The 19,077-nt window shown below is 32.6% G+C and carries 16 protein-coding genes and 1 tRNA gene; 4 read left to right on the forward strand and 13 right to left on the reverse strand.

Annotation, left to right across the window (positions count from 1 at the left end; all coding sequences use genetic code 11):
• Positions 1 to 62: 62 nt before the first annotated feature.
• The 5 genes from bchH to GM3708_RS07615 all read right to left on the reverse strand — a co-directional run bounded on the left by bchH (position 63) and on the right by GM3708_RS07615 (position 7,367).
• Positions 63 to 3,932, reverse strand: a complete 3,870-nt coding sequence (gene bchH, locus GM3708_RS07595; protein ID WP_066345325.1) for a magnesium chelatase subunit H — start codon at positions 3,930 to 3,932, stop codon at positions 63 to 65.
• A 268-nt stretch (positions 3,933 to 4,200) separates the two neighbouring features.
• Positions 4,201 to 5,247 (reverse strand): agmatinase family protein, encoded by a 1,047-nt coding sequence (locus GM3708_RS07600; RefSeq protein ID WP_066345331.1) that lies wholly within the window; start codon positions 5,245 to 5,247, stop codon positions 4,201 to 4,203.
• A gap of 179 nt (positions 5,248 to 5,426) precedes the next feature.
• Positions 5,427 to 6,149: an ABC transporter ATP-binding protein gene (locus GM3708_RS07605; protein WP_197671706.1), complete on the reverse strand. Its 723-nt coding sequence runs from the start codon at positions 6,147 to 6,149 to the stop codon at positions 5,427 to 5,429.
• 34 nt (positions 6,150 to 6,183) lie between these two features.
• Positions 6,184 to 6,465, reverse strand: a complete 282-nt coding sequence (locus GM3708_RS07610; protein WP_231933120.1) for a hypothetical protein — start codon at positions 6,463 to 6,465, stop codon at positions 6,184 to 6,186.
• A gap of 77 nt (positions 6,466 to 6,542) precedes the next feature.
• Positions 6,543 to 7,367, reverse strand: a complete 825-nt coding sequence (locus GM3708_RS07615) for a hypothetical protein (protein ID WP_066345335.1) — start codon at positions 7,365 to 7,367, stop codon at positions 6,543 to 6,545.
• 170 nt (positions 7,368 to 7,537) lie between these two features.
• Between GM3708_RS07615 and GM3708_RS07620 the strand changes: the two genes are divergently transcribed.
• Positions 7,538 to 9,172, forward strand: a complete 1,635-nt coding sequence (locus tag GM3708_RS07620) for an alpha-D-glucose phosphate-specific phosphoglucomutase (RefSeq protein WP_066345336.1) — start codon at positions 7,538 to 7,540, stop codon at positions 9,170 to 9,172.
• Positions 9,173 to 9,240: 68 nt separating this feature from the next.
• Here the strand turns inward: GM3708_RS07620 and GM3708_RS07625 are convergent, their stop codons facing one another.
• On the reverse strand, positions 9,241 to 9,705 hold the full coding sequence (locus tag GM3708_RS07625; RefSeq protein ID WP_066345337.1) for a CYTH domain-containing protein: 465 nt from the start codon (positions 9,703 to 9,705) through the stop codon (positions 9,241 to 9,243).
• 62 nt (positions 9,706 to 9,767) lie between these two features.
• Between GM3708_RS07625 and GM3708_RS07630 the strand changes: the two genes are divergently transcribed.
• Positions 9,768 to 9,839, forward strand: a tRNA-Cys gene (locus tag GM3708_RS07630).
• 96 nt (positions 9,840 to 9,935) lie between these two features.
• Here the strand turns inward: GM3708_RS07630 and GM3708_RS07635 are convergent.
• From GM3708_RS07635 to GM3708_RS07650, 4 genes are all read right to left on the reverse strand, one after another.
• Entirely contained in the window at positions 9,936 to 10,223 is a 288-nt protein-coding gene (locus tag GM3708_RS07635; RefSeq protein WP_066349370.1) for a 4a-hydroxytetrahydrobiopterin dehydratase, read from the reverse strand.
• Between the two features lie 148 nt (positions 10,224 to 10,371).
• Positions 10,372 to 11,454, reverse strand: a complete 1,083-nt coding sequence (locus GM3708_RS07640) for a glycerate kinase (protein ID WP_066345338.1) — start codon at positions 11,452 to 11,454, stop codon at positions 10,372 to 10,374.
• A gap of 35 nt (positions 11,455 to 11,489) precedes the next feature.
• A complete protein-coding gene (locus GM3708_RS07645) occupies positions 11,490 to 13,688 on the reverse strand; it encodes an ATP-binding protein (RefSeq protein WP_231933123.1) in 2,199 nt (732 codons plus the stop codon).
• 220 nt (positions 13,689 to 13,908) lie between these two features.
• A complete protein-coding gene (locus tag GM3708_RS07650; RefSeq protein ID WP_066345341.1) occupies positions 13,909 to 14,991 on the reverse strand; it encodes a metallophosphoesterase in 1,083 nt (360 codons plus the stop codon).
• A 49-nt stretch (positions 14,992 to 15,040) separates the two neighbouring features.
• Here GM3708_RS07650 and trmB point away from each other — a divergent pair, with 49 nt between their 5' ends.
• Entirely contained in the window at positions 15,041 to 15,679 is a 639-nt protein-coding gene (gene trmB / locus GM3708_RS07655) for a tRNA (guanosine(46)-N7)-methyltransferase TrmB (RefSeq protein WP_066345343.1), read from the forward strand.
• Positions 15,680 to 15,721: 42 nt separating this feature from the next.
• Here the strand turns inward: trmB and GM3708_RS07660 are convergent, their stop codons facing one another.
• On the reverse strand, positions 15,722 to 16,459 hold the full coding sequence (locus GM3708_RS07660; protein ID WP_066345345.1) for a phycocyanobilin:ferredoxin oxidoreductase: 738 nt from the start codon (positions 16,457 to 16,459) through the stop codon (positions 15,722 to 15,724).
• A 107-nt stretch (positions 16,460 to 16,566) separates the two neighbouring features.
• Between GM3708_RS07660 and tatA the strand changes: the two genes are divergently transcribed.
• The gene (gene tatA, locus GM3708_RS07665; protein WP_066345346.1) at positions 16,567 to 16,719 is read left to right on the forward strand and encodes a twin-arginine translocase TatA/TatE family subunit; all 153 of its coding nucleotides are present in this window, start codon (positions 16,567 to 16,569) and stop codon (positions 16,717 to 16,719) included.
• 158 nt (positions 16,720 to 16,877) lie between these two features.
• Here tatA and GM3708_RS07670 read toward each other — a convergent pair whose 3' ends face one another.
• A complete protein-coding gene (locus tag GM3708_RS07670) occupies positions 16,878 to 17,825 on the reverse strand; it encodes an undecaprenyl-diphosphate phosphatase (protein WP_066345347.1) in 948 nt (315 codons plus the stop codon).
• Positions 17,826 to 17,860: 35 nt separating this feature from the next.
• Entirely contained in the window at positions 17,861 to 18,958 is a 1,098-nt protein-coding gene (locus tag GM3708_RS07675; RefSeq protein WP_066345348.1) for a tetratricopeptide repeat protein, read from the reverse strand.
• Between the last annotated feature and the right edge of the window lie 119 nt (positions 18,959 to 19,077).

The following is a 19,077-nucleotide window of genomic DNA, read 5'->3' on the forward strand; positions in this document are numbered from 1 at the left end:
ACAAAAACAAAATTAATACACTACTACTTTACTCTATCAATAAAAGGTATTGATTTCAAGCATCAAACAGTAACCCCCTCCAATTCATCCTCCGTCATTTCATAAAGACTTTTGATTTTCTCTAATTTCTCCTCATCCGCATCCCAAAAACCACGCCCATTCGCCTCCAACATCCTTCCCACAATATTTCGGAAGGCTTCGGGATTCGCTTCCCTTAACTTATTTGCCATGTCTTGATCTAATACATAAGTATCAACAGCTTGATCATATACCCAATTATCGGTAAAATCGACAGTACCTCCCCAACCGATTAATGCCGTCATCCGTTGAGAAATTTCATAAGCACCACCTGAACCCTGATCAGCCATAGCTTTCGCCCATTTTGGGTTAAGTAACTTAGTGCGATATTCCATCCTTAACACCTGCTCTAATTTACGGGGAGTAGTATCTTTAGAGAAACTTTCCACAAAACTAGCCGATACCTTTTTACCGCTTTGTTTTTCGGCGGCACGTTTCAAGCCTCCCGTGTTAGCATAATATTCCTGAATATCCGTCAAGCCATATTCCACCGAGTCGATTTCCTGCACAACGGTTGCACTGGTTTGTAATAGTTTATCTAAAATTTCAGGGCGCGTTTGCCCTTTATCCTTTCTACCGTAGCTGAAAACATTGCGATTTTTCCATGTATCCGCTAATTCATCCCCAGAATCCCAGTTACCATCCACAACCTGATCATTTACTAATGAGCCAAAATCGCCGTTAGGATTAGAAAATAGTCGTGCGGAGGCGTTATCAATGCCTTTTTCCTTTAATTCAAGGTAATGTTTCCGAATAAAGTTATTTTCGATCGATTCCTCCGCAGTAGAAGCCCGTTGAAATAAATCATCCAGCAATTCGATGATATTAATAAAAGTATCTCGGAAAATGCCTGATAAATTACCTAAAACATCAATGCGAGGATGCCCTACTTTTTTCAACGGCATTAACTCATATCTAACTATGCGCCCTGTGCCTTCTTTAACAGGCTCTGCACCCACTAATTCTAGTAAAATGCCGATCGACTCCCCCTTGGTTTTAATAGCATCTAAACCCCATAACATGACGGCTACGGTTTCTGGATAACAACCGTTTTCTGCTAAATTTTGCTCAATAATTTTCTTACCAATCTCCCTACCCCTTGAATACGCACCCTGAGAAGGCATCCGATAGGGATCTAATGCGTGAATGTTACGTCCTGTAGGCAATACTCCAGCACCATCTCGCAGTAAATCACCTCCGGGCGCTGGGGGGATGTATTCACCGTTTAAGCCTCGCAATAAATTAGTTAATTCGTCTTCGGTTTGCATTAACAAGTCAGTAATTAGCTGTTGTTGCGCAAAACGTTGCTTTAATTCTTCTTCTTTTTCCGCTTTCTTCTCAACTCTGGCGAATAAGTCGCTATTGTTTAACTCTTGGGCGAAGTTTTGTTGACTATAAGTATCATCGAAATAAGCCTCAAGGTATGATTGCAATTGTTCTTGATTCGGATTTTCCCCTAAGATGTGTAAACCACTGGAAAATAATCTTTGTTCAACTATTTGCAAATAGTCATATATTTGGACAAAATAATCATTTAATGCCTGTTTACTGAATACCTTGGCATTGTCAGCAGTAAATTCAATACCTCGTTTTTCCTCTTCGCTAAATTTACAGTCTTTATTTAAGCTACTATCGACTATTTTTTGGACAATATCTTCTTTTAAGAGGGCGTTTTTCTCTGTATCTTCTCGATACTCGTTAATTAACTCTTTTAATGCCATTAACTCTTTATATAATCCTGCCCTGCCGTAAGGAGGCACATTGTGAGAGATAATAACACCATAACCCCGTCTTTTTGCCAACATGGATTCGGAAGGGTTGTTAGCGGCATAAATATATAGGTTAGGAATATCTCCTAATAGTACATCTGACCATGAATAGCCCGTATTACCTAAAGGATTACCGGGCAACCATTCTACTGTGCCGTGCATTCCGAAGTGTATAATCGCATCGGCTTGAAAGTCATTTTGCAACCATTTATAAAAAGCTGTGTATTGAGGATGAGGGGTTAAATCTTTCTCAAACATAAGCCTCATGGGATCACCCGCTATACCGAGTGGCGGTTGTACTCCAATCCAGACGTTTCCTAATTGAATACCGCCGATTTGGAATTTGTCACCAATGGTTTTAATACCAGTTTGAGTCAGATTACCCCATTGTTTCTTGATCTTATTTATTAGTATATATCCTAACCATCGATCGAGGGTCTTCACATCAACAGTATTAGAGTTAATAGTTAATAGTGACTTGTCAATAGTTAAATCATCTTCTGCCTTCTGCCTTCTGCCTTCTGCTTTTCCTGAATAGGAGATAAAATCATCAGCGGTTTTGACTTGGTTAAGAATTTCCTCGCCGTCTTCGGGAATATTATCAACGGTATAGCCTTCTTCCTTCAATGCTGTTAGTAATTTTTGCAAAGATTTAGGTACATTTAATAGTGCGGCCGTACCAGTTGCACCGTATCCGGGGGGGAATCCATATAAAATAATGGCAATCTTGCGATCGCACTTCGCCTTTCTTCTTAACTTAATCCAGTTATTAACCCTACCAGTAAGACGCTTAACCCTTTCAGGAATCAGGTATATATCTTCACCTACTAAACCACCTAATGGGATAGTGTCGATCGCACCATCCAACTCAGGTAAAGCGTATAATACCACACTTTGCAAACCACCGATACCCTTTCTTACCCATGAATGAATATCTTGGATTAACAGAGGTGCGGCGACAATGTAGGGAATATTTTTTGCCGTTAAGATACGTTTTGCCACCTCTACCTGTCTTCCAGCTTCCATACTACCAGCAGGCCCACCCACCAAAGGAAACCCGATGGTAGAGATTACCGCATCTACTTTCACAGCATCTTTTGATAAAGAGGGAGTTTCATTAATACCCTGACTGCGTTTTTCTTGCTCATAATCCGTTGTCATCCAATCCCTTACAGCCACATGACCTTCCACACCATTAATGAAAATAGGTAAGGGAATTAATCCTGCTTCTTCAAAGTAACTAATCAGTTGAGGAATATAAGGTTGTTTGCTGATAACGTGCTTACGATATAACAATATACCAACAACAGGCAGTGAATAGTGAATAGTTGATAGTGAATAGTTGATAGTATTTTCTTCTTGTCTTCCTGTCTGCCTGTCTGCCTGTCTGCCTGTCTTACCCTCATCTAATTTCTTTTGATACCAACTCAAATACTCACTAGGAGAAGTAAAATAACCATCATAGTCAGGATGAAGTAATCCCATATTAGGAGTTTCGATAACGGGGGGAATTTCGGTGACGGTTAAACCGAGATAATTTTCAGCGATAAACCAACACATAGAGGCAACATTCTCAACCCCTCCAGCATTCCAATAACCGTAAATAATCAACCAGTTGCGTAAATCTTGGACTTTTTTAACGGGAATATATTTTAATAATTTAGGCCCTGTTTTTAAGAAGCTGATATATCCTGCCAGTTTATCTTCTTCTTTGCTATTGGTAAACTTACTCAAGATGAATTGTACAGGTTTAGGCATTCCTTTAGGCTTATCACCAATAGCGAATTTACCTATCTGGGTAAGACTCATTAATTCTAAAGCCGACTCGAAAACAAGACGAATGGGAATATGGGCAACTTTTTCCCTTAACCATATTACTTGATCATAGTCGAAAAGCAGACTAGCAAAGAAAACATCAGCACTTTGTAAGGCCGATTCCACATTTTCTCTTTGAGTATTAATATCCGTATCGGTGAAAACTATTACTTCTAAACCTTCACAGCAAGATATAGCGATCGAAGCTGATTGACGGTATAAACTACTATTAAAAGTCTCAAATCCTGTTATTAATACGATACGTTTCATCGGCTTTGCTTTCTCAAGAATAAATCTTTGTTAAGTAATGTAAACCATTTTAACAGGTGATGAAAAAACTTCACTTAATACCAATCATGAGGATAACCGATAAACCCCTTTGCGAGAGAAGATAAAATTTTTACTAGGCAATACAGAAAAATGGACAAGCCACCTCCCCCCGAGCGCTACGGCTCAAGAAAAGGCGGCTTTGTTTTTTATACTTTGATCATAACAAATAATTTTAAAATATGCAATAGTTTTTATGAACTTTTTAAGATTAATTTTGATGAGAAGAAAGATACATTAAATTAGTTAACTTATAGAGTAATCTAGCACCAATATTTCCATCCCATTGATCCTCTTTATTTGAACTAGGAGAAACTTCACAAAGATCAAAACCGATAATTTTTTTTCTTGATTTTACTAAAATTTGGATCAAATAAATAGCTTGATTAAAGTCTAAACCACCAGCAACGGGTGTTCCAGTGCTAGGGCAAAATGCTTGATTTAAACCATCAATATCGAAGCTGATATAAACTTTTTCCGACAAATTCGAAATAATATTTTGACATTGTTTTTGCCATGATATACCTTCATAAAGATGATTTTTTAATTGCCAATCATCAAATAAAATAATACGATTATCACTGCGAATTTTATTCATTTCTTCTTGACATAAATCCCTAATTCCTACTTGCACTAATTTATCAATATTTGGCAGTTGCATAACGTTATACATTATCGAAGCATGGGAATAAGTAAAGCCTTCATAAGCGTTACGTAAATCTGCATGGGCATCAATATGTAAAATGCTGAATTGTTGATGATGTTCTGTCAGAGCTTTAATATAACCGAAAGGCACACTATGATCACCGCCAATTAAAGCGATAGATTTTCCTTGAGATAAATAGTTTAGACATTGATTATATACCCATTCATTTAAATCTATACTTCCTTTATTTACCATTGCTAAATCTTTTGCGATCGCCTTGTCATCAAGATCATTTCCTGACTCTAGGTGATCTATGACAGTTTTTGCCATCATTCTTTTTGCGTTACTTTTAGCTTTAATAGTTTTATCAATGGGGATGGTAGCGTAACCTTTTTCCCATGCGTGGGGTAAATCAAAATCGTACCAATCTAATTGATAAGAAGCATCAAGGATGGCTTCTGGTCCTTCTGCTGTACCTTCACCATAGGACACCGTGGCATCCCAAGGGACACTTAAAAAAACTATTTTCGCATTTTCTATGGAATGAGGTAAACCGAAAAAACAATTATTTTTAATACTTATTTGATGAGGATTAAAGTTAGTAGAATTCACTATTATCTTAGATTATTTTTATTAAATTTTGCTTTTTTATTTTTGCATAAAATTTTGGATTCGTAATCAGATAAAAGAGTATTATTTTCTCTATTTTGATTTTTCAGAGACAGAATTATCTTGAGCAGAGCTAATGATTACGACTCTTTAATATTCACGAGTCAATTATATCCATCAAGTTAATTATTAATTATTTTCCCATCGGCAAAACGAATTATTCTTTTAGCTTCTTGGGCGACATCATGCTCATGGGTTACTAAAATAATGGTCATTTTTTCATCGTTTAATTGACGAAATATTTGCAATACTTCTTTTGTTGTTTCTGAATCTAATGCTCCTGTGGGTTCATCTGCTAGTAATATTAAAGGATTATTTACAATTGATCTTGCGATCGCAACCCTTTGTTGTTGTCCTCCAGAAAGCTGATTGGGTTTATTATTGAGACGATGGGATAAACCAACTTTGGTTAAGGCAGAAGTTGCCCGTTTTTTTTGTTCGACTTCAGACACCCCAGCATAAATCATGGGTAGCATGACGTTTTCTAAAGCCGTTAACTGAGGTAAAAGGTGAAATTGCTGAAAAACAAAGCCTATTTGTAAATTGCGCACTGTGGCTAGTTTTTGACTGGATAAGGAAGCAACATTTTCGCCATTAAGAAAATAATTACCAGAAGTGGGACGATCAAGACAACCTAAAATATTCATCATAGTAGATTTTCCTGAGCCTGACGATCCCATAATGGCGCAATATTCTCCTGAATTAATGGTGAGATTTACCCCCGATAAAGCATGAACTTCTGTTTCACCACTACCATAAATTTTATAGATATTCTCTAAAGAAATTAAACCTTTAGATACAGAAATTTGTTGATTTTCTATTAAAGTTGAATTCATGAAAAATATAATATTACCTGTTATTATAATGCTGATAGTTTTTTCAATTATTAATTATTTTCCATGAACCATATTTATTTTCATAGTAGCTTAGTATAGAGATGATTTTTGTTTGCTTTTCTTCTGTGGAAGAATATTCCAACCATAAACCACCTACTTGACTTTGCAAATAATCAAATTCCTTAGAAGTTTGTGGTAATAAATCAGCATTTACACCTTCTATTTGTCTCAAATGAGATACTATTTCACGATACACTGCTAAAGGAAGTTGCTCACAAATTAAATTTATTTTGTTCGTTGATTTATTAATAATAGTATTTAACAATATTTTTTACCTCTTCATAAATTAATAATCTTGTTTATAAAAATAGTGACTGATAATATTTAATCGTTAATGAATAACTATAATTTAGCCACATTTTTTTCATCTTTATTATTTTCACCAATTTGACGGGTAACTCTTTGTCCAAATTGCTCTAAAACTACAACTCCATTATCATCATTAACACTGCGTAATACTGTTTGATTATTTTCACGTAAGGCAATAGTAGTTGGGTATCCAAAATTAATATCTTTGACTCTCACACGAATACCCGAAGTGTTATCAGAAATTATGTCACCAACACGTACTGATCGAGTCATACCATCCCAAGGGGTTTGAATCAATGCCACATTTTCACCGTTTAAATTCAATATACCTGAGACAATAATATTTTGTGCATCATTAGGTGAAGGAGGTTGAAAAGGTAAAGATGACTTACCATTAATATTAGTGATATTTGCATCTCTTCTGTCACTAGGGCTACTGGTATTAGCTGTGGTATTTTTACCCATATTTGGAGCAGTATTATTTGCCTTGCCAGTGGTTTCTGAATTGACAACTTTAGGAGCTTCTTTAAGAATAGCTTTATTCGTAGCTACAGATTCACTAATAATTTGATCTGTTTTAACCCTAATAATTGCTGGTGGATTAATTGTATCAAAAGGATCATTTCTACCCTGACTAATCTCATTTAATCTATCTTGAGGATTAGTAGAAGGAATTAAACCACTAGAGCTACTGATATTATTACTTTGATTACTTTGATTATTTTGAGAAGTTTCAGGAATGGGAGTAGGAGTAGGATTTTGCGGCGGAATTGGGGCAACAGTAGATGTTTCTTCACCACCAGTACATCCTGTCAATAAAACTAAAGCTGATATTACTGATAAAGATAATTTTTTCATAATTTAATAATCACTATATTCATTAACTAATAGTCTAATCATAATCATAGATCTCTGACTATCATAAAATATACTGAATTTGTATCAAAATAAACCTTAAGTAATGTTTTTTCACTCTTTACTGATAAATTAGGTGCAGAGAAAAAAATTAACTAATTTAACATTTTCCAATGACTATTCTTACGGTTAACACTCAACCATTTAATGATCAAAAACCCGGTACATCTGGACTACGCAAAGCCGTAACAGTTTTTCAAAAACCTCATTATTTAGAAAATTTTACTCAATCCATTTTTAATAGTCTCGAAGATTTAGAAGGTAAAACCCTTGTGTTAGGTGGCGATGGGCGTTACTATAATCGTCAAGCTATCCAAACTATCCTAAAAATGGCGGCAGCTAATAGTGTTGGTAGAGTTTTAGTCGGCTTAAATGGTATTCTATCAACTCCTGCCGCTTCGGCTATTATTCGCAAAAATAAAGCTTATGGAGGAATTATTCTTTCTGCATCTCATAATCCTGGGGGAATTAACGGCGATTTTGGTATTAAATATAATATTAGCAACGGTGGACCTGCACCAGAAAAAGTTACCGAAGCTATCTTTTCTCAGACAAAAACCATTAGTCAATACCAAATTTTAGAATCTGCTGATGTTAATTTAGATCATGTCGGTTCGTTTAAGTTAGGTACGATGGATATAGAAGTCATTGATTCTGTTATTCCTTACATCGAGTTAATGGAATCTTTATTCGACTTTGATTTACTGCGGAATCTTCTTTCTAAGAGCGATTTTACTATGTGTATGGACTCTTTACACGCTGTTACAGGTCCTTATGCTAAGGCAATTTTTGAAGGTAAATTAGGGGCAAAAACTGGCACTGTCATTAATGGTGTACCTTTAGAAGATTTTGGCGGTGGTCATCCTGACCCTAACCTAGTGTATGCTAAAAGTTTAGTTGATATTTTATTTGCTCATGATGCTCCTGATTTTGGTGCGGCTTCTGATGGTGATGGCGATCGCAATATGATTTTAGGGCGTAATTTTTTTGTTAACCCTAGTGATAGTTTAGCAGTTATTACCGCCAATGCTCACCTTATCAAAGGTTATAAAAATGGTCTGACGGGAGTAGCACGATCAATGCCTACCAGTGGTGCAGTGGATAGAGTCGCCGAAAAATTGGGTATTAACTGTTATGAAACTCCTACGGGATGGAAATTTTTTGGTAATTTATTAGATGCAGATCAAGCTACTATTTGTGGTGAAGAAAGTTTCGGAACAAGTTCCAATCATATCCGAGAAAAAGATGGACTTTGGGCAGTGCTTTTTTGGTTAAATATAGTGGCTGTTAGAGGTGAATCCGTGGAAAAAATTGTCAAATCTCACTGGCAAGAATACGGACGTAATTTTTATTCTCGTCACGATTATGAAGAAGTAGCCTCTGAAGGTGCGAATGAATTAGTTAATCATGTAAAAAGTCAATTTGAGACATTGAAAGGTAAACAATTTGGCAATTATACCGTTGCCTACGCTGATGATTTTAGTTACACTGATCCTATTGATGGTAGTGTGACTGAAAATCAGGGTATTCGCATTATTTTTACCGACAATTCGAGGATTATCATTCGCCTCTCAGGCACAGGGACTAAAGGTGCTACTTTAAGAATATATCTCGAAAGTTATGAGCCTGATGTCACTAAACATGATTTAGATACTCAAGAAGCCTTAAAAGATTTAATTAATATCACCGAAGAAATCGTTCAAATTAAGAAGTTTACTAACAGGGATATACCCACTGTAATCACTTAAATAATTAATAATTAATAATGAAGGAAAAATGAAATAACTGCTTAAATTACTTAATTCCTTAATTGTTTTTACCATTTACTATAAGGATTTTTAGCTAAATTAGAATTATAATAACGTCTATCGTGGGTTACTTCTTCAGTTACCCATGATGGTAAAATTACTTTTTGATTTTCATTTTTTAACTCCACTTCTGCTAAAGTTAAACCTTGATTTTCTCCTAAAAAATTATCTATTTCCCATGTTAATTCACCTATTTTTTGTTTAAATCTAATCTTCTCAATTAACGGGCGATCGCATAATGTATCTAACATTTCTCCAGCATCATCTAAAGGTATTTCATATTCAAATTCTGAGCGTACACTACCTTTAGTTTTTCCCTTTAAAGTCAAATAACCTTTATTTCCAGCGATTCTAACTCTAACAGTATTACCGTTATGGGTGTAAATATAACCTTGGCGATATAAAATACCATTATCTGAAGGTTGCCAAAGAGTATGATTAACTAAAAATTTACGTTCAATTTCTAAACCCATAATTAAAAATTTCCTTGCCAAAAAATACTATTTTACGTTAAGATGATAAAGTATAAAAAAATGGCGGCGTAGCCAAGTGGTAAGGCAAGGGTCTGCAAAACCTTCATCCCCCAGTTCGAATCTGGGCGTCGCCTTTTAAAATTGTATAGTAAATAATTGTTTATTATCTACGATAATTTACTGTAATGCAAAAGTACTTCTCAAAGAAAAATTGATTCTAAAAATTTGAACTACTTAAAAGTATCAACAATTTTCACAATTTCTGTTGCTAAATCAAAATCTTTTTGAGTGATTCCTCCTGCGTCATGGGTCGTTAGATGAATAGTGACTTTATTATAGGATATTTCAAGATCTGGATGATGTCCAGCTTTTTCTGCAGGTATAACTAAGCGATTAACAAATTCTACAGCTTGAATAAAATCTTTAAATTTATAGGTTTTAGTTATAGCTTGTCCATTTGTCATCCAATCAGGGAGATTTGCTAATTTTTGTCTGATTTCTAATTCGTTTAAAACCATATTTTTATTAATAATATCTTTTTTCTCTATCATAATGTTTTGTGCAATGTATTTTTCTAGTATTATATTTTCAATAAACATTTTTATGCTTTGGTAATTATAAGTTTAAATATTTAATAGGCAATGAAAAAGGAAATTTTTCTTTTATTTATTGAGTTAAATTAGGACGAATAATTTTTGTGACATTATGATCATAATCAATATTTATCACCAAATCAGTTAACCAAGAATTTTTGATCATCGGTTGAATATAAATTTGTGGGTGTAATGCTTTCCAAAAATAATGCACAAACTGCTCTATTTGTTCATCATTCATTCCTGCTTTACCTTGATTTATCATTTTATGTTCAGCTATTTTCCGCCATTGTAAACTGAATCGATAATCTTCAGGATTTAATATCATTAGATAATCGAGTATTTCCCATAACGGCAAATATTCTTTGAGTCTTTGATTACAATCGAGGGCAAATTTCTGGTCTTCTTTCGTGATAATAGGATAAGGAGGATAAATAAATTTTTCTTCTGCTACAGGTTGCACTCCAACAAACCAACCTTCTAAGATGATTATATCTATTTGACTTCTTCTTTTTTGTCCTATATAATTAGTTAACAATTCATTTTCAATGCGATCGCCCGAACCACTATAAAGAGATTTATCAAAACGGGGAATCTCCACAGGATAATAGCCATGACGAAGTTGATTTAAAACTTTAATACCCAATTCTACATCATGAGTACCAGGAGGTCCTCGCCAAATTAAACGAGAATCAATTTTAAGAAGTTTTTGTCTTTCTTCATAGGTTTTATATAAATCATCAAGGGAAATTCCCACACTAGAGATATTAAGACACTGCCATATAACAGGTAATATTTGTGTCAAAGTACTTTTTCCTGTACCTTGTCCTCCTAAAATACCTATAGTGAAAGGATAATTTTGTTGTTTTCTTTTCTTGGCTAACTCTAAGGCTAAAGGAATCCAAAAATACCAAAGATGATTGAGATAACTAGATTTATGAATAAGTTGTACATCATTAAATAATAGTTTTACATGGTGATAGACAAGTATTAAAATGTCAAGTTTACTTTGTAAAAAATCATAATTTTGTTTGAATTTTAATGGATATTTATTATTAATTGCATCATCATCATATAATAGCTTTAGGTCTAATGATGATAAGTGATGATTTTCAATAAAATTAGATAAAATGTCTATAATTGATAATTGTGTCATCTAAAAAATAATTAATATTTTCGTTAATTGTTTATTCAATTTTTAATTATTCTACTCATTTTTTTTAGTAAAACTCTTGGTAGTAAAGGTTTTAATAAATACTCATCAATACCAGAATTAGATAAATTTTCCCAATCATTACCATTAATTTCGTCCCTAATTACTATTAAGTAAAAGCTTTTATTTTCATCATTTTTAAGAGCATTAGAAATACTTAAAGATATTTGCTGATTTTTTTCTAAAATAACAACAGCAGGATTAATTAGTTTGATTCTATTAATAGCTTCACTAACATCAATTAACCAAATAACTTGATAATCAGCCGCAGTTAATAATTCACATAAAAAAGTGCCAATCTCATCATCATCACAAATAATTACAATTGTTTTATTAATTTTTATATCACCAATTTCTTTTTCAATTATTTTTGGCTTAATATTATTTTTTTCTTCAGAGTTAGGTAAAATAACAGTAAAAATAGAACCTTTTCCGACAACAGATTCCACTTCTATTAAACCACCATGTAATTCTACTAAATGTTTGGTTAATGCCAATCCTAATCCTGTGCCTGAATAAGTACGAGTTCGATAATTTTCTAGTTGTTGAAATTTGGTAAATAAAAGAGAAATTTGTTCTTCATAAATACCTATTCCTGTATCTTCGATTTGAAAAATTACCTGATTTTGATTTCTCATTAATCTAATAATTACTTCTCCACCTGATGGAGTAAATTTAATGGCATTATCAACTAGATTTAATAATATTTGATATAGTCTTTCTCCATCGGCATAAAATAAGTCTAATTCTGGAGTAGTTAGATTATCTAATTTTACACTGATACCTTGATTACGAGCAATTTCTATCCCCGCTAAATAAATCATATTACTAATATTTTGTAGGGATATTTGCTCAATAAAAAGCAATGATTTACCTGCTTCAATATCAGCAAAATCTAAGATATTATTAATTAATTGTAATAACTTTCTTCCGCTATCTTGAATAATTCTTAAATATCTTATTTGTTGCTCAGTAGATAGTTTATGTTGTTTATCTTGTGACCAATGTAACAAAGTTCCTGACAAGCCAATAATACAAGTTAAAGGAGTTCTTAATTCATGGCTAATACTACCTAAAAATTCAGTTTTTGATTGATTAGCAATTTGAGCCGCAATTAAGGCATCTTGTAATTCTTTCGCTTTTTTTTCTATTTGCTGTTCTAGTAATTTTTTTTGTTTTTCTAATTTTTGATAACAGTTATATTGATAAATAGCAACGGCTAAATACTCAGAAATATTTTTCAAAAAATTAACTTCACTACTTTTCCATTTTCTAGGAGAAAAACATTGATGAGCAATTAATAAACCCCATAATTTATTTTGAACAATAATAGGAACAACTATTTTAGCTTGTACTCCTAATTTTTGCATTGATTCTTTAAGACAATTATTAATATTAGAATTGTCAACATCTTCTACAGCTAAATAAAAACCATTTAGATATTTTTCTTCACAGTTTTTTATATTATTAAAGCAACTTTCTTCTTGAAAGTTTAAAACAGAAGGAATAATACTAGATACTTTTGCTTCATAGGTAACAGTATCAATAAATTTAATTTCATCAGAAATTTTCTTTTGAACTGGTACTTTAATTTGATATATTAAAAGACGATCTATTTGTAATAATGTTTGTACTTGTTCTATCGTCATTTTAATAATAATTAATAGATCTAAATCTTGCTGTATTTGTTGAGTTACTTGATGTAAAATTCGTTCTTGTTCGATTCTATTTCTTAAGATGACTTCGATGGGTTGATTTTGATAATAATCTCCAAAATATCCTTCTTGCAAGCACAAAGGTTCTGTTAGTATTCTTAGTAAAGCAAAGATAAAAGTATGATTACTACAATCTTTATTTTGATCTTTAGATAATATTTGATTTAGCTTCGTTAATTTTTCATTTGATATAATTATTTGAGGCTGGATTAATTCTAAAAAATCCACTATTTCTTGATAATCAAAAGTGACAGTTATTTGATAATATACTTGATTAATTTGTTTTTCAATTAATAATAAAGCCTGTATTTTTGGTGATACAAATAATTTAAAACTATGAAATTTTTGTTTTGTAGTTTCAATATTAGTGGAAGAAACTAAATTATCCTCATTCAGATAAATTCCTTCATCCTCATTTTCATTTACTAATTCTTGCCAAAGATGACTTATTTTAGTAAACATTTGATGGGGAATAATTCTACTAATTAGGGATTGACTGGGGATAAACATTAATTAGAATTTAAAAAAAAAGCTAGTTTTTTCTACCTCAACAGATATCTATTACTATGATGTCTTGATTTGTTTTATTTTGGTAAAACTGTAATCTTTTCTAAAGATTGAATCGATTTTTAGCGTAAGATTTTTTATTTTTGACTACGTAATCTTGACTCAAAAGTTATCATTAGTATAGATTAATTTTAGCATTATTATCAATCAATCGTGGCTTTCCGTCACTATCAATAGCACCAAATTGTTGAAAATACTGATTAATTAAAGGCGGTAATTCAGGAAAATTAAATGTTTTATCACCATGTGCAATATCTGCCCAAAAATGCTTTAGCAGTGGTGCATATTTTTGTGCATCTGTCAATGGTAAATTTAGAGGGGGAGAAGTTAACATCGTCATCATAAAAGAAAATGAGCGTTCACTTGTCCATTTCTGAGAAAAATTCCCTAAATTTTCCATGTTTGGTAATTGAGTGATACGATAAGATTCAATAATTAATTGATTATCTTTCAATTCTAAGATGCGATAAGGATGAGGATAAGTAATTAATGAGCCTGTGGTAATTTCATAAATACCCTTATAAGTAGAAATGTCTTGTATGTGTAAATGTCCTGTAAAAATAAATTTAACTCCATATTTCTCTAAAATTGATAATAAACGAGGTGCATTATCTAACATATATCTTTGCCCTAAAATATGATCCGATTGTTGAGGTAAATGTTCAATGACGTTATGATGAATCATCAAGAAAACTAATTTATCGGTAACATTAGAAAGAGTTTCCTCTAACCAGATAAACTGATTGTCTGTTAAGCAACCTAATTGTTTTTCTTCAGAGTTAAATTGATTAGAATTTAGAGCAACTAATTGTAAACCTTCTGCAATCTCACAGGTATAATCTAACAATTTAGTATTTTTATAACCGAATTGTTGGTAATAGTAAGGAAAATCATCAAAAGCAATAGTTTTGTCATTTCCTTGAAAACTTGGTACATCATGATTACCCGGAATCACATACACCCGATAAGGTAAAGTAGCTAATTTTGCCTGTAGCCAACGATGATTAACTTTTTCACCATCTTGGGTTAAATCCCCCGGCAATAAGAGAAAATCAAGATTAAGAGTGCTTAAATGCTCTAAAACCACTTCTAAGGCTGGTATGCTGAATTGGGTTAAGTGAAAACGATTAGCATTATTATCAATGGTTTCAGGTAAAGCTATATGTAAATCACTGGCGACAGCAAAACGTACATTCATATTTTAAATAAATCGATAAGTAAAGATAAATAGAAGGAGAAATAACACATTGGCTAGAATAAGAGTGCGTCAACACGTCAATCCATTAAGTAATAAATATCAACAATCAATATCTATACCTGACTGGAGTCAAATATATTCTAATCTATCTTTGCCTTTTCATCTTGATTTAGGTTGTGCTAGGGGGCGTTTTTTATTACAAATGGCACAAAAAAATCCCCATAGAAATTATTTAGGTATAGAAATAAGAGAAGCATTAGTAATAGAAGCTAATGAGATTAAAGATGAATATAATTTAACGAATCTTTACTACTTATATGGAAATATTAATCATTTTTTATCAGAGTTATTAGCATCTTTACCAATAAATAGTTTACAGTTAGTAACAATACAGTTTCCTGATCCTTGGTTTAAGAAAAAGCATCAAAAAAGAAGAGTTGTACAACCAGAAATTGTAGAAATTATAGGACAATTTTTAAATAAAAAAGGACAAATATTTTTACAGTCAGATATTGAAGAAGTTGCCCAAGAAATGTGTGAGCATTTTTTAGAAAATCCTCAATTTAAACCTTTAAAATCTGATATCTGGTTAACGGAAAATCCTTTAGAGGTGATGACAGAGAGAGAAATTGCAACTTTAAATAAGGGAGAAAAAGTTTATCGTACAATTTTAACTCTTAATAATTAATTTTTTATTTTCTTAATTATCAACTATCAATGATTAATTACTTTAAAAAGATGGTAAATCAAATAAAACAGAATTCATATAATTTTCTGCCCATTCCACTCCAAAAGATTTTTCTAAAACTCGACGGGTTTTATCATTTTTTTGTTGCTGTAAACAGTAATTTTTTTGTCCTTCAAAATAGACCAATTTTTCATTATTAGATAATGGTTTTGATTGATTTGCTACTTGACAATGAATAGTTAAATAATCTTTAACTCTTTTTAAAAATAACTTTTCTTCTTCCTCACTATTTGGGCGAATAAATAAGCAAAAAGGAGAAAAAATATCTCCCCATGTGGGTAAATCTCGTTTATCAGTAAAAATGATTTCTTCTAAATTGGATAATCTTTGTTGATAATCAGTTGATAAGATTTTTTCAGCATTGGTTGCAGATAAATCTACGATAGCCGCACTAATTCCCGCTTTTCCTGCCACAATATCACAACCAAACATTGGTAAAGGATACTCAATATTAGGAAACATTACACAGTGAAGAATATCTAAGTTATTACCAACTTTTGCTAATTCGAGGTGCATTTTACGAAATTCCCGACTTTGATAACAACGATTTTGAATCGTCAATCTTTCACCTTCTAATTTTCCTTCAACGTATCCTAAACCTTCAGGTAATTCATAGACAGATAAAGAAAGATTTTCTTGCCAAGTGGCAACGATAATTTCAGCTAATTCATTAATAATGGGATGTAAACGACTTTTCAAATCAGAGGAAGAAACTACCATAAAAAATAATTTAATTGTTGATTTATTCTGAATTTTAGTTATGATCAGGTACTGGCATTAAAAAATATCCAGTATTTTCTACCATAGCATTTACAGGAAAATCTATTATGTTTGGTTTAGGATGGACAGAAGTAACTCTTATAATTGCGATCGCACTTTTAATTTTTGGACCAAAAAAACTCCCTGAATTGGGCAATTCTTTAGGGAAAATGTTGCGAGGTTTTAAAGAAGAAATAAAACAACCTGATGAAGATAATTGATAATATAAACTCAGACACATCTAAATACAAAATCAATAGGCAATAGGAATTTTTTATCAATAAAGTGTTTCCATATTTATTCATGATACTGAAATAAACATCTTTATTTATAAGTATTTCTCCTATCTCCTACCTTCACCAAAAAACAATAAGGATAATTATTTAATAGTTGCAACTAAAATAACAACTCCAAAAACAAGACGATACCAGACGAAAACCCAAGTATCTTGTTTTTGTAAATAACGAATTAACCAAGCAATAGCAAGGTAAGAAAAAATCCAAGAAGAAATTAAACCCACCGTCAAAGGTATAGCATAAGAAATTTTCAAACCTTGATCAAAAACATCTTTTAACTCCACAAAACCTGCTAAAGTAATAGCCGGAATACCAAGTAAAAAAGAGAAACGAGCGGCAGTTGCCCTTTCTAAATTCATAAATAAACCAGCAGTAATCGTTGAGCCTGAGCGAGAAACCCCTGGTATAATAGCAAGAGATTCTGCTAATCCCATTAAAATTCCGTCTTTTGTGGATAATTGGTCAAAATTTCGTTTATGACTGCCAATTTTTTCTGCTACACCCAATAGAATCGCCATCACAATGGAAGCTATTGCAATAGTAGTCAAACTACGAAAAGGAGAATTATCTAAATCTGGCACTAAAATTTTTAAACCTAAGCCAAATATGATGATAGGAATTGTACCAATAATAATACCTAGACCAATTTTAAACTCTTGAGCTTGATAATTTTTTACTTTTACAGCTTTAAAAATACCACTACCTAAATCCAGCAAATCCCGTCGAAAATACCATAAAACCGCTAAAATACTCCCTAATTGAATAATAGCGGTAAAAGTCACTCCCGGATCACCCCAACCTAAAGCGACAGGAATAACCTTGAGGTGTGCAGTACTACTAATAGGTAAAAACTCCGTTAAACCTTGTATTAAACCCAGAATTAACGCCTGAAAAATATTGATACCAACTAGAGGATTATTAATTGTATTTTCATTTTCAGCCAACATTAAGGGTTGGAAGAAAAAAACCAATAACAATCCCCCCATGACACCAGAAATTAAGGTATAAATTTGTAAATTAGATTTAGACATTCATCAAAGTGGTAATTACAGCAACGAGCTTTAGATTATATCTGTTTTTGTACTTCTGCCACCTTTTCTAATTTTCCTTGTTGCTGATAAATACTCTTGGCTTTTTCTAACATTTCTTTTGCTTCTGGTTTTCTACCCCTGTCTTTGAGAAGTAAACCCAAACGATGATAACCGTAAGGATTTTCTGGTGCTAATTCGATAAAACGACGATAAGCAACGATAGCTCGAAAATAATCTTGTTTTTGTTCTAAAATTCTAGCAGTACCACCATAGGCTTGAATTGATTTATTATCTAAACCAGAAGCTTTTTGATAAGCTAAAAGAGCATTATCCCAATTTTTTTGTTGCTCATAAACCATAGCCATTTTTAACACAACTTGAGGATTATTAGGCTCTGATGTTTCTAAAATCTTTAATTGTTCCAATCCTAAATCAGATTTTTCTTCTTTAAAATAAGCTGTAGCTAACTTTAATCTTAGATCATTATTAGCAGGAAATTTGAGAATGGCATTTTCTAAAAAAGCAATAGCTTCAGTATTTTTATTTTGCTGATAAAGTGCTGTTGCCATCATGTCATAAGCAGTTTCATTTTTACTATCTAAAGCGATAGCTTGTTGATAATAATTTTCTATCTGGGAATATTCGCCATTTCTGAGTAATAAAACTCCCAAGGCGATTAGATTATCTGGGTTTTTAGGTTGTAGGGCAATTGCCCTTCTATAAGCATTGATAGCGTTAGTATTATCACCCCTTTGAGCAAAAGTATAACCTAAAGCAGTGTAAAAATCACCATTATCAGGGGCAAGAGAAATAGCTTGTTGATAAGCATTCGTAGCGGCTGAATAGTCTCCGAGGGAAGCGTAGAGATACCCTAGACTAGAAAATATTTTCGCATTATTTGTATCTAAAGTAGCGGCTTGACGATAGATTGATAGTGCGTTGTTTAAATCTCCTGTGGTAACATATTGTTTACCTTGTTGTAATAAGCTGTATAGTTGTTGTCTTTGTTGAGAATTTAATTTTGTGGCTACCTGCACGGAATTTTGAGCTTCTGCGGGTAAATTTTGCGGGATTAAACCCATACCTCCTAAAAGTAAAGAGATGATTATTTGAGGGATAATTTGTTTATACACTCGGTTTTTGACCTCCGTTAAACTTAAAGAATCTTAATATTAGCATGAAAAAAGCCAATGAGCAATAAAAAAAGGCAAACCTCAGTTCGAGATAGGAAAAATCAGGAAGACAAAATAGA

The sequence above is a fragment of the Geminocystis sp. NIES-3708 genome, assembly GCF_001548095.1.
In the GTDB taxonomy this organism is placed as follows: Bacteria; Cyanobacteriota; Cyanobacteriia; order Cyanobacteriales; family Cyanobacteriaceae; genus Geminocystis.